The 12,058-nt window shown below is 61.0% G+C and carries 8 protein-coding genes and 4 pseudogenes; 8 read left to right on the top strand and 4 right to left on the bottom strand.

Annotated features, from left to right (window positions below; all coding sequences use genetic code 11):
- Positions 1 to 68: 68 nt before the first annotated feature.
- The 3 pseudogenes from ACFWAY_RS21930 to ACFWAY_RS21920 all read left to right on the top strand — a co-directional run.
- A pseudogene (locus ACFWAY_RS21930) lies at positions 69 to 497 on the top strand (transposase); the annotation flags it as partial.
- Between the two features lie 91 nt (positions 498 to 588).
- Positions 589 to 924: pseudogene (locus ACFWAY_RS21925) on the top strand (transposase); the annotation flags it as partial.
- A 40-nt stretch (positions 925 to 964) separates the two neighbouring features.
- A pseudogene (locus ACFWAY_RS21920) lies at positions 965 to 1,566 on the top strand (transposase); the annotation flags it as partial.
- A gap of 314 nt (positions 1,567 to 1,880) precedes the next feature.
- Here ACFWAY_RS21920 and ACFWAY_RS21915 read toward each other — a convergent pair.
- Positions 1,881 to 3,350 (bottom strand): APC family permease, encoded by a 1,470-nt coding sequence (locus ACFWAY_RS21915; protein ID WP_378512104.1) that lies wholly within the window; start codon positions 3,348 to 3,350, stop codon positions 1,881 to 1,883.
- A gap of 857 nt (positions 3,351 to 4,207) precedes the next feature.
- On the opposite strand from ACFWAY_RS21915, the gene ACFWAY_RS21910 reads away from it, so the two are divergent.
- From ACFWAY_RS21910 to ACFWAY_RS21900, 3 genes are all read left to right on the top strand, one after another.
- Entirely contained in the window at positions 4,208 to 5,281 is a 1,074-nt protein-coding gene (locus ACFWAY_RS21910) for a carbon-nitrogen hydrolase family protein (RefSeq protein WP_378512103.1), read from the top strand.
- A gap of 575 nt (positions 5,282 to 5,856) precedes the next feature.
- On the top strand, positions 5,857 to 6,444 hold the full coding sequence (locus ACFWAY_RS21905) for a hypothetical protein (protein ID WP_378512102.1): 588 nt from the start codon (positions 5,857 to 5,859) through the stop codon (positions 6,442 to 6,444).
- Positions 6,445 to 6,601: 157 nt separating this feature from the next.
- Complete coding sequence (locus ACFWAY_RS21900) at positions 6,602 to 6,874, top strand: DUF3263 domain-containing protein (protein ID WP_378512101.1); 273 nt, start codon at positions 6,602 to 6,604, stop codon at positions 6,872 to 6,874.
- 1,316 nt (positions 6,875 to 8,190) lie between these two features.
- Here the strand turns inward: ACFWAY_RS21900 and ACFWAY_RS21895 are convergent.
- The gene (locus ACFWAY_RS21895; RefSeq protein WP_378512100.1) at positions 8,191 to 8,394 is read right to left on the bottom strand and encodes an SDR family NAD(P)-dependent oxidoreductase; all 204 of its coding nucleotides are present in this window, start codon (positions 8,392 to 8,394) and stop codon (positions 8,191 to 8,193) included.
- 881 nt (positions 8,395 to 9,275) lie between these two features.
- Here ACFWAY_RS21895 and ACFWAY_RS21890 point away from each other — a divergent pair.
- Positions 9,276 to 10,349, top strand: a complete 1,074-nt coding sequence (locus ACFWAY_RS21890; RefSeq protein ID WP_378512099.1) for an alkene reductase — start codon at positions 9,276 to 9,278, stop codon at positions 10,347 to 10,349.
- Positions 10,350 to 10,763: 414 nt separating this feature from the next.
- Positions 10,764 to 10,931, top strand: a complete 168-nt coding sequence (locus ACFWAY_RS21885; protein WP_378512098.1) for a hypothetical protein — start codon at positions 10,764 to 10,766, stop codon at positions 10,929 to 10,931.
- A 321-nt stretch (positions 10,932 to 11,252) separates the two neighbouring features.
- Here the strand turns inward: ACFWAY_RS21885 and ACFWAY_RS21880 are convergent.
- Positions 11,253 to 11,495, bottom strand: a pseudogene (locus ACFWAY_RS21880) (SDR family mycofactocin-dependent oxidoreductase); the annotation flags it as partial.
- Between the two features lie 386 nt (positions 11,496 to 11,881).
- On the bottom strand, positions 11,882 to 12,037 hold the full coding sequence (locus ACFWAY_RS21875; protein ID WP_378512176.1) for a hypothetical protein: 156 nt from the start codon (positions 12,035 to 12,037) through the stop codon (positions 11,882 to 11,884).
- Between the last annotated feature and the right edge of the window lie 21 nt (positions 12,038 to 12,058).

The following is a 12,058-nucleotide window of genomic DNA, read 5'->3' as shown; positions in this document are numbered from 1 at the left end:
GTGGTCACTACTCGTACTCCGCACGGGAGCAACGAATCAGTCTGGGTACTACCCCATTCACCTGTCTGATGAAACTCGGTCCTAGCGAGCGAGTACGGGCACCGCCACCGGGACTTCGCCCCCCGGCACTCTCGACATCGCAATCGAAGAGGCTCCGGTCGGGTTCGTACTTTCCGGGTTGGTCGCTGCAGCGCAGCAAGCGCGCCGAACGAGCCCCGACCTCGGTGGCCGCCACCTGCTATCTGCTCGACTTCTCGACGCGGCAGACGGAGAAGCTCGTCGACTCGCTCGGCATCACCTCCCTGTCGAAGTCACAGGTCAGAGCGATAGCCAAGGACCTCGACTCCCAGGTGGAGGCGTTCCGGAGCCGACCATTGGATGCGGGACCGTACACGTTCTTCGCCGCCGACACCCTCTTCCTCAAGGTCGGGGAGAACTGCTGGGTGGTGAACGTGCACGCGTTGGTCGCGGTCGGCGTGAACGCCGAGGGCTACCCGGAGGTACTGGGCCTGGACGTGGCCTCGTCCGAAGGACGGCGCCGACTGGCTGGCGTTCTTCCGGTCGCTGGTCGCCCGCGGTCTGTCCGGAGTGCGGTTGGTGACCTCCGACGCGCACGTTGGCCTCGCGTCGGAGGTCGGTGCCACCCGCCCGGGGCGACCTGGCAGCGGTGCCGTACCCCAGCACGCCACCAACCTGATGGCCCGGACCCCGAAGAGTTCGTGGCCTGGGGGTACCACCCGCTCGCAGGGGCAGGCCAGGACCCTGCTGCCGACCAGCCGGACGCTGATTCGGTTCATGCCCAATATGATCGAGAAATCGGTGCATTGCTGGAGCAAGCTACCGAAGGTTTCCGATTACTCCGACGCTGCGCGGGCCGATCTCCTCGCCTTCACTGGGCTTTCGAAACAGATCTGGCGGCAGATCTGGAGCAACGATCCACAGGATCGGCTGAATAGAGAGTTCCGCCGGCAAGCGCAAACTCACCGCGATGGCAGTCAAGCACGCACCCGCATGGGCACCCGACTGGCCTCCGACATCCGTGCCGCCCTCGACGAGCAGACCGTGGTTGTGCCCGGTACCCAGGCCGCCGAGACCATCCTCCCCAAACTCGCCGACACCCTGAAAGAGACTCTTCAGCAACGGAAAGCGGTCGCCGAGGACGTGGAGAGGGCGCTCGATGACCACCCTCTTTCCCCAGTCCTGACCTCGACGGCCGGCATCGGCGTCTTCGGCAGCAGCTCGGATCCTGATCGAGGTCGGCGACGGCTCCGCCGCTCATCTGGCGGCCTACGCCGGCATCGCACCGGTCACCCCCAAATCGGGCTCTTCGATCCGTGGTGAGCACCCGGCCCGATCCGGGAACAAGAAACTTGGGACGTGCCCCGTTCCTGTCCGCCTTCGCCGCCCTCCACGACCCCACCAGTCGCGCCTACTACGACAAAACGGGACGAGAAGAAGATACATGACGCGGCTCTGATCTGCCTCGCCCGACGCCGCTGCGACGTTCTCAACGCCATGCTGAAGAACAAGGAACTCTGCCGGGCACCGCTCACCACAGCAGCATGACAGGAACAATAGGGACCCCCGAACAGGTACTCCAAGAGAGGACTTCTTACGGCACCCCGCATCTCTCACGGCTGGGTTGATCCGCGAGTATGAGCCGGGAGACGATCAAGCAGGCATCTCCACGCAGCCACCGGTAGATTCGGTCGTGACCTATGGACACGCCAGACTAGTCGTGCGTGCTGACATGTATGGGTTCGACACGTAGCCGTCAAAGGTCATCTCCGCAGCGTGTTCGACGTCGCCGCCATCCGCAGTTCGCACATGATCCTTGACGGCGAGGCGGTGCAATGCCTCCAACGGTGGACCGCCATCGATCAGTCGTCGGCGAGTGAGAGTTCGGAACGTCTGTCGCCGTCAACGTCCCCCGGCAGCTCATCCGACGCTCTTCCGCGGTCGGCAAACGAGAGAACGCCAAACAACAAGACAGTTGTGCCGATCGCAACGTACGGTAGCGCGCCAAGGACTCCGCCCGAACTATTCGCAATGCCATACACGAAGAGGACGACGAATGTCGCTGCCCCGACAACGATGACGCCGGGAACGAGCACGTTGCGGCGTCCCTCTCGCACTAGTATCACGATCGCTCCGATCGCGATCAGAACATATGGCAGAACCCAATAGTACGAGAACAAGATGTACAGGTATGTCGATGACTCGAGCGGTGATGCGCTCGCGACTACTTGAAGTAGCACGAGGACCGCTGTAGCGGCGACAGTAAGTATGATCGTCGCGCCCGTGGGGGAATGGAACCGCGGATGTATGCGTGCGGCGCGTCGTGGGAGAAGTCCGTCCGCGGCTGCAGTTGCGATGATGCGAGAACCGTAGTTCATGAGAGCAACCAACCCAGCGAAGGTTGCGCCGGCAAGGAGAAGGTCAGTCGGTTTCTGCAGGAAGGAAACTCCGCCAATCGCCGCCATGACCGCAGTTGGTGACACTCCTGCAGTTATTTGATCCAGCTCTGCGGACAGCGGACCGACCTGGACCAACGCTGCGACGATATAGACCACGCCAACGATTCCGAGGACCAGCAAAATCAAGCGAGGCACAGTGCGCTTGGGTTCCTTGGTTTCGGCCGCGAGGGTCGCGAGCCCGTCGAAACCGACAAAGGCTGACATCGCGACTACAGCGCCGCCGATTACTCCCGCAGGCGTCGTATCCTGCAACCTGAACTGGGGAACAAGGCTGATACCTCCCTTCCACGCCGCCGCTACGATGACCACCGCGACGAATGGCAGGCAAAGCAGGAATAGAAACGCAGTCACCCTGATGGAGGTATCGAGCCCACGATAGGCCAGTCCGCCGGCAGCGAAAGCAACCACAACTGCAGTAGCCGACTGAACCACACCACCTGCGCCGAAGTCGAATCCAACACTCACGAGAAAACTACTAGTGAACACGACGATGGCCGCGATACCTGCTGCGACGGCAACGACGTATCCGACCAGATAAGAGGCGGCAGTGAGTCGACGTGCGCGGTTCCCCAGCGCAAACCCGACATAAGACATCAACGAGCCGGTAACCACGTAGCGACGAGCGAACACATTGACTGCTGCGCTCAAACACAGCGCACTCGTCAGTGCGATCAGCAATGACAGCCAGGCACCGTTGCCGGAGTAGATAATTAAGATTGCCCCAATCACAGAGATGCTCGGTGCCAGCTGTAAGCCAGCGAGTCCCAGCAACGTCACCTTGGCCAGACTTAAATGTTCACGTTCCAGCGTCCCGCTCAGGCTGACCGCTACCTGCGGGGTCTTAGACAGCTCTTCTTTGCTCACAAGTTTCATTCCTCTCTATGCCCATCAACTTGTTTCAAGATTGGTGCGCGAGATGTCGCTAGTCTGGATGCAGCAGCTGATCTAGTTTTCCCGCCAGGAGTAGTCGGCACGGGGGTAGCCAATTCAATGGAACATTGGGTACGAAGCCTGCTGGACCGGAGCCGGTCATGCGAGCGTCTGTCAGGTACGCTGGAGGCTGGCAGGTTTCGACGATGTGGGACCCGATCGGGACCGTGCCTCCCCACGCCGTCCGAGTGTGTAGCACTCCGTTATCAAGCGACCCAGTATGGTTTCACGCGCTGCATATTCTGAGCTGTCGGGTGTCGTTACGGTTAGTTGATCCGAAATACTCCGACCTTCTCAGTGTCTGGTGGGTGCCTCAACCTAATGTTCACCACATGATGAAGGTATCCGGTTAGCCAGGCCACCGGCAGTGGGCGAATTATCTCGATTGGCTGTGAATCGAGTCGGATCCAGACTTTGGCGCCAGCCAGGAGGGGTACTCGCACCTCGAACGAGCTGAGGCCGAGTCCTGACCGATGGGCACCAAGGCTCACGGGAGTGACGGTGTACTGGCTGAAATTTTGCTGCCGCCGACGTGATGAGGTCATGAACAATTCCGGCACCGACCTGGGAACACAGCGTTTTACTCGATTTGGCGATGAGTGGCGCCGGATCCTTGACACCTTTGGCGGTCGCTCCTACCGTTTGCGATGCGTTCGAATGTACGCATTGCACTCAGATCGAGAGCTCCGGGCCTGGTTGGCGCTCGTTCGCTTCACAGCCGATAGTGCCCCTCCGGGGCATCTCCAGTCCAGCGCGACAAATCTTGTGGGCAATTGTTACCTGAGTGGAAGGAAACTACTGTGCCAGTTGCGGTTTCAACAAAGCGGATCGTGGCGGCGGTCCACGCCGCTCCGGTCTTTATGAACACCGAAGCGACCATCGATAAGGTTGTGGCGTTGATCGGTGAAGCTGCTGACCAGAACGTCGAACTGCTCGTGTTCCCAGAAACCTTCGTTCCCGGGTATCCGTACTGGATCAATCTCTACCCACTTATCGAACAGATGGGAGCAGACGCACTCTACGCGAAAGCTGCCATCGAAGTTCCCGGCCCTGAGATTCAGCGTGTTCAGATTGCAGCAGCTAAAGCCGGTACCTCTGTAGTTCTCGGTATCTGTGAACGGCTGCGAGGCACGCACACCCTCTTCAATAGCCAGGTATTCATCGACAATGATGGAACCCTGCTCGGAGTACATCGCAAGTTGCAGCCTACCTTTGGCGAACGAACAATCTGGGGACAGGGCGGTGGCGCGACGCTAAACGTCTACGACTCCAATCTCGGACGCATCGGCGGTCTTATCTGCTGGGAACACACGATGAGTCCTGCACGTCAGTCGCTCGCAACGCAGGGTGAGCAGATCCACGCCGCCTCTTGGCCTGGTCTGGCCTCGCTGGGAAACGCGGCATGGGAAGGCGATGACAACGCCGCGCCCGAATCGCTCGTTGATATGCAAATCGACGTGATGGTCAGGGCCCACGCCGTCAGCACACAGAGCTTTGTGATCAGCGCGGGCAATTCCGTCGACGAGACTTGTCTGGAATGGCTCGAAACCAACCTTGGACCGCAGAAGAGTCTCGCTCTCGGAGGCGGCCAATCGCTGATCGTCTCGCCTTTTAGTTCCTACGTGGCGGGACCCTACAAGGGCGTTGAAGACAAACTGCTTGTGGCAGAGATCGATCTCGCTGATATCGATCTACTCAAGGTTTCGGTTGACTCCGGTGGCCACTACTCTCGACCGGAGGTCTTCCAACTTCACGTTGACCGTAAGCCACTATGGCATGACGAGGGAACGCCTGTCTTCCCGATCTCGGCACCTGCTAGAGAGACCAATGAAAAGCCGGCGCCGAACTATGAACGGGCAGACAACACGGTGTAGATCTGCCCATCGCACCCCGTGCCGTCAGCGGCATACCTCGTCTGCTTCGAGGTATGCCCCCCGACGGCACGGGGTGCGATGGGCAGACCACCAGTGGGTGGAGAGTCATTAGTGCACTTCTGAACGACCTATCTCACAGGCTTCATTCCCTCATGCCGCGACAGCAGGTTCACGTATCAACTCCCGCGTCCGAGCTATAGGGCCACGGGCCACGGTGAATAATTCGCGCCGTCGGACCGTCTGTGAGGGCTTGTAGGCACCGTGAAGCACCAACTCACGCAGCAGTGGCAATGCGAACTTCATCGCGGCAACGTGGATGTCGATTACACGACCCTTGGTGCGGATCTTGGCTCAATCGCGGAGAAGTGATCCCAAGCACACAGAGCACCACGCACTCCAATGAGGGAGATCGACCCATGAGAATCAGACAACTTGCCGCGACATCGGCACTGCTCGTTGCCACCTGTGCGATCACGAGCGGGCCAGCAGTTGCGACTCCCGTCCGGGTCGACGCACCTAGCAGTGCGACCCGCAGTACTGAAGTCTTGCCGGGTATCCACTATTCGGCCAGTGTTGTGGATCGATCTATTGTACTGACCACCGACGTCGGAACACTGACGACGCAGGGAGATCAGTTCCAGGTCCTGGACCCGTCCGGGAACCTTGTTGCCGGCTTCCCTCTGACCTACCAGCGCGATGGACGGGACTGGCCCATTGCCGCACTGATCGACGGCAACTCGGCAACGCTGACACCCGCGACAGACCCTAGCTCCGCAACAATATCGAGGTACCCGGAGCTTCAGCTGAGCCAGGTCGCTATCGACGTCCAATCCTTGGAGTTCAGCGGGGCTGTGATCAATTTCGGCACTGAAGTCGCGCTCGGAATGGGGCTCGGGAGTCTCATCGGCACCGCGATCGGCGCGGGAATCGGCTGTATTGCAGGAGGTGCCCTGATTGGGTCCGCGGTCGGTATTCCGACGATCGGCACACTCGCGGTCCCCGGGTTCCTCGGTGGCTGTCTGGTCACTGGCGCGGCCGGAGGCGCGATCGGTGCAGTCGTCGGAACGATCCTTATCGGCGGTCCCGTCGCGATCGCAAGCGGCATTCAGTTCTTCAACGCAATCAATGCACCGACCGCTGCGGAAGAAACGCCAGGATCCTAACGAAGTCAATCCAGCGATCCCACCACTCGACACAACAAGGCAGGTCGATTGTAGAGATTGCAGCCGAAGACTCAGGGTGGATAAGAACGAACCCACCGCCTTCAGCCTTCGAAGCCTTGACGCTAACGCCGATTGACACCACGATTGTGAGGACCAAATGAATTTGGAAGACAAGGACATCGTCGACTTCGCTCGCCTATGGATACCTTACGGCGGGCCAAGAAGTGAAGACATCCTGGTGAAATTTGGCATGACTCCATCGCGCTTCTACTGGAAGCTTGCGCGGATCGTCGAAGCTTCAGGCCCGGGCTTCCTATCCCCCTCCGAAAAGCGATTCGTCGACCACCGAAACAAGCATTCCAAGCTACAACTAGAGCACACCGAGCTCCCACGTGCGGCAATAAATGGGGCACAGCACCACGGAGACTAGATTGCATAGAACACCAACAAATCTCGCAGACTGGGCAGCGTCAAACCGAACGGACCGCGCGCACGGTTCGACGCAATCAAGAACGCATCAGGCATCATCCTCTGCAGCGCAGTCGCTTGCATCTGTGTCATTTCTCCCCAGAACAGCGGCTTCGGGCGGACCGTCGGGTGCAATAGTGGGAGGTGTTTCGGTTGGAACGGCTGAACGCGCCCGACGCCGCATCCGATCATTGCTTCAGAATGCCAAGATAGTCGGCGGGGCAGCACTACGCCGGCGGGTAGACATGCGCGGCTAATTCTCCGTCGCAACCGTCAGTCAGCACTGGTCGTCAACGTAAAGATCGATAGTGGTGATGCGTCCAGATACCTCTCGCTGCCAGAACGAACACCGATCTCACGCGCACAGAGGCGCGCCTCCGAAGAGTAATTGCTCGTCCAGTCGAGTGCAGTCGCGGAGCGGTGTTGGCCACCGACCTTGTGTTGAACTCTGGGACCAGCCCCGAACTATGCCTCGGTGGACGGCCCTCGTGAGCGGCCTTAGCGGCCAGGCTACAAGTGATATGGCCGACGAGGGCACCTCAATCATGTGCTCGACGGAGAGCTACCGTCAGGAACGACAGGGTCGCTCCAGTGCGACGACACCCGGTAGTTCGCCACTGAGCCCAACCAGGCCGCGACGCCCCAGCAGCGCTGTGACGATCGATCAAACCGAGTCGCCCGTGAGTCCGGGATCCGTGAACTACGGCAGTTCCGACTGTCGAACTCCGCGCTGCGCGAGCAACTCGAGGGTGTTGCCGGATACCTATTGACGTGGGATTCGAGCCGGATTCGGAGCGGGTGGGTGTGACTTGTCATCGTTCTGTCTGCAACCAGCACTCAATCCTCTGAGCCGCTACAGGTCGCGCCGCGTGAAAATGAATCAGTGCAGCGACGCAGCCACGGTGAGTGTGGTGAAGCTGCTGCCGACTGCGAAGGGCGAGGCCGGCTCACGCTCGACGTTTGCTGCGGGTATCGAGCCGCCTGGTTCTGAATGTTGACCTACAGTGCGCGAGAGACCGCTGCGAACTCGGCAAACATGCTCGCGGGTTCGCTGAATGATTCAGTACTTCTGATCTCGGCAAAATGCTCGGAGATCATACTGGGGAATCACATTCGACATCGCGTGCCATCCACCCCGTCGATTCCCACGACGACCCCGGTGTACCCTCCCCCGGCACACGCAGAGAAGATTTCACCGTCAAGGCGCACTGCCGGCTGCCCAGGTAGGTGACCAACGGTGCCAAAGACTCCGCCGTCCGTCGCTCCGCGAGTCTGCCGTCATAGGTGCAGCCGAACCGATCCCGCTGCGCGTTGATACCGGATGGGGCTATCCGTAACGGTTATCGTTGGAGCATAAGGAAATACGAGATAGACTTCAATGCCGCGGTACGTTCCTTCCAGCGCAAGTGCGCGAGTCAGCCCGAAGATTCCGCCCTTGGCCGCACAATAATTGCTGTTGGCGCCCTGCCCGAGCATGCCCACGCTCGACCCTAGTCAAGATCACCCTTGCATAGCCGTTGCGCTTCACCACCCGCCAAGCCGGCTGCGTCACAAAGAACGCGGCTTGGAGGTGCACGTCGCTGATTCCCTCGATGTTTGCCACCGTAAGGTCCTCGAACAATGCGGGTCTCAAGAATCCAGCGCCATTGACCACGACCCAGGCGTTCGACGATGCGAACGATGCGTCAGGACGACTGGTACGTGTAAGGAACGTGTCGACGCGCCTACAAACGCTCGTTTGTCGCATGGAGCGTATATCACGGTTTGCGGTGGCGCAAGAGCCTTGGCGCCAAGAACGAACTGCCGACGACGGCCCGCCCGCCCGCCCGCAGACCCTTTCCACTCACAGCACTGCCGATTCCCCACAGTCGGCCGATCGCACCGGCGCACCACGCGGAACTTCCCGAGGCAGCCGGATCGCACCTTGTCGCCACAGCCTTTGACACGGGTCGACCGTGCGCTGCCCTGTGAGGGTTGACACATGGCAACCTCACACTAATACTTATGAACGTACGTACGTTTGTTGCTTTGGAGGGGGACTTCGATCAGAGATCGATCGCCCTCGGTGTCAGCAGAAGAATTCAATCGAGACATCAACCTCACGTGAGCACCAGCGGCGCTCATCGATTCGTCCTACAAGAACTCGAAGAGGCCACGACAAGCACAACGCCGGAGCTCGTGGCGCCGATGTGGCTGCTGAGCTCTCGGGCTCGGCCGACGAGTGCAGCACCGATTCAATGCGAGACAGACAGCACCGATACCGCAATCGACTACGAGCCATCCGACGGGCTTCGCGCGGTGCCGATGCGAGCCGGGCAACGACCCGGCGGACAAACATCCCCACAGTAAGGAGACCTCAGGTCATGTTGTTCGAGACATACAAATTGGGTTCACTCGAGCTGACGAATCGAGTAGTCATGGCACCCATGACGCGGGTTCGCGCCTCCGAGACGGGACTGCCATCCGGGAGTGCCGCGCTCTACTACGCGCAACGCGCCAGCGCGGGGCTCATCGTGAGCGAGGGCATCTCGCCGTCGAAGCAGGGACAGTCCGAGCCGAACATTCCCGGTCTCTACAACGACGAGCAGGAGGCAGCCTGGCGCCCGATCACGCAGGCTGTTCACGATGCCGGCGGTCGGATCTTCGCCCAGCTCATGCACGGTGGACGCGTGGGGCACCCGGAGATCAACGGAATGCAGCCACTCGGAGCCTCGCCCATCGCCGCCCAGGGCACCATCTTCAACTCGGGTGGTCGGCTGGCGTTCGTCACTCCAGTGGAGATGACCGTCGAGCAGATTCAGGAGCAGGTCAACGTGTTTGTCGCGTCGGCCGAGCGCGCGATCGCCGCCGGCTTCGACGGTGTCGAGATCCACGGCGCCAACGGCTACCTGATCCAGCAGTTCCTGTCGGACAGCAGCAATCAGCGCACGGACCGGTACGGCGGCTCCAACGAAAACCGGGCACGCTTCGCGGTCGAGGTCGCTACCGCCGTCAGCGCTGCCATCGGCGCCGACCGGGTGGGGATCAGGTTCTCTCCCGGCGGAAAGTTCCACGACATGAACGAAAGCGATCCTGAAAGCCTCTACGCGACGCTTCTCAGCTCCCTGAATCCGCTGGGATTGGCGTACCTCCACATTCTCGAGACTGCATCGGAGGATATCAACGATCGGATCCGGGAAATCTGGATTGGCCCACTGATCGTGAATCCTGCAATCGTCGGAAGTGCAGACTTCGTCGACAAGGCGAATGCCGATCGGTGGTTGGCGCGCGGCGGCGACCTGATCGCATTCGGCCGGTACTTCATCTCCAATCCGGACTTGGTGCGTCGCATGCGCGATGGCCTCGAACTGACCATGCCCGATCTCGACACCTTCTACTCGGGCGGTGACAAGGGTTACATCGACTACCCGGAGTGGTCGGACAGCGCCGTCGGCTAGCGCGAGACGGCGGAGCCGGGCTGGAAATCTTCCGACCGGCTGCGCGGGTTGCGCGGGAAGCCGGCCCCGCCGGTGGTCGTACACGCCGCTCGGTGTGTGCAGTGACGCACGGTTAGTTGAGCTCGCCATCGACGTGAAGGTGAGGTACGGGATGTCCCAGCATTTCGGACTTCTCTCGCACCTCGAGGAAAACCAGACCGGCGCGTGAAGTGCTCCTGGACAACACGATCGTCCCAGCACGCGGACACTGTCGGTTTGTGCCTGCTGCGCGGATGCGGGGGCGGCAAATGGTGTATCAGGAGCCCTGGGTCAGCATTTCTGCCTTACGCGGCCTCCAAGGCGGCTGTGGCGCGGTGTCCGGGTCAATTCCGTCGTCCCTCCTCGACCCCCACCGCGATCTACCGGACGGCGGGGATGAGCACCGAGCAAAAGTCGAAACTACTGCGTGAGCGCGCGGCCATGATCCCGCTGCGCCGTGGCGGCGACCCCGTCGACGCCGCCAGGTGGATCGCCCGCTTCGCGCTCGAAGACGACTGGACCACCGGCGTGGTTCTGCCCATCGTCGGCGGAATGTCTCTCTGACGGCGCACCTTCCGCCTGCCCCTTCGATCCCGGACCGTCAGTGACGGTCCGGGATCTCTTTTTTCAACGCGACAGCGGTCAACGACGGCGGACCGCGAACCACGACTGCGGTTTCCACGGATTCCATACCCCAGGGCGCTGGCCGCGACGTCGGGACACCTCCACCGACGTCGGCGGACGACTACCGCTTGGGGCCGGTGGGGAGCGCCCCGAGGACGTCGACTACTGCGGGCCGGCGGATCTTCGGACGGACGCACGGCGAGCACCTGACGGATCGTCAGCCGGCGTGCGATGGGCATCACCATTCCCGTGCACGTCCGGCTGCTGCACGTTACGCACCTCGCCCTGGGCGATGACCACTCGGCGGCCCAGCTCCTCGACCAGCCGCGCCGTTTCCTTCAGGTCATCGAGCGAGGCCATCGGGTACGGAACACTATCGATCTGGTCTGCGATGTCGATTGCGATGATGTCAGCGCCTTCCCTGGCCAGTCCCAGTGCGTGCGACCGCCCCTGGCCACGTGCGGCCCCGGTGATCAGGGCGACCTTGCCCTCCAAACGGCTCATTGAGTTTCCCAATCTCTCGATGTACGTCCCTGCCGATGTCGGCGGAGTAGTGGACCAACAAACGTACGTGCGTTTGTTTAATTGGGGTGTGATATGCACGGCTGCAAATGTCGACCAGGTGCGTCGAGTGAGAATGAGGGTCCCTCCCAGCGTGCAGCGCCGCGGCACAAGACCTTCGCTGAGTCATCGATCCGAGGCGGGAAGCATTTTCCGCCAAGACATTACCCAAACATTGGGCGATATCGCAGGGATGCATTGCGCAGCGCACAGTCGATCCCCGGAGACCATCGCCTCCGGGGATTCGTTGAGTGGTGTCACCAGAGTTGCCATCCCGCACCCCGGATTGGGTGCCATAGGTGCGGGCCGAACGGGGAGAGAGGGGCAGGTCAGCCGGCGTTTGCGACACCGAGCTGCCGCAACGCCATCGTGATGTAGGCCTTGACGACCTTGTCGAGGGACTTGGGGCCTCCGGGTTTGTACCAGGACGACACGTGCGCACCCTGCGCCAAAATCGAGTACGTCTGCAGTTTGGCATCGAGGATGTCGGCGCCGGTCTCCTTGGC

Source organism: Rhodococcus sp. NPDC059968 (assembly GCF_042738615.1).
GTDB lineage: Bacteria > Actinomycetota > Actinomycetes > Mycobacteriales > Mycobacteriaceae > Rhodococcus_F.
Note: the sequence above shows the minus strand (reverse complement) of the source record. Positions and strands in the feature narration are given on the sequence as shown.

Excerpts from the sequence above, each read along its gene's own strand:
- ACFWAY_RS21885 (WP_378512098.1), top strand. The coding sequence starts at position 10,764 with ATGAGCACCGAGCAAAAGTCGAAACTACTGCGTGAGCGCGCGGCCATG.
- ACFWAY_RS21890 (WP_378512099.1), top strand. The coding sequence starts at position 9,276 with ATGTTGTTCGAGACATACAAATTGGGTTCACTCGAGCTGACGAATCGA.
- ACFWAY_RS21915 (WP_378512104.1), bottom strand. The coding sequence starts at position 3,350 with ATGAAACTTGTGAGCAAAGAAGAGCTGTCTAAGACCCCGCAGGTAGCG.
- ACFWAY_RS21900 (WP_378512101.1), top strand. The coding sequence starts at position 6,602 with ATGAATTTGGAAGACAAGGACATCGTCGACTTCGCTCGCCTATGGATA.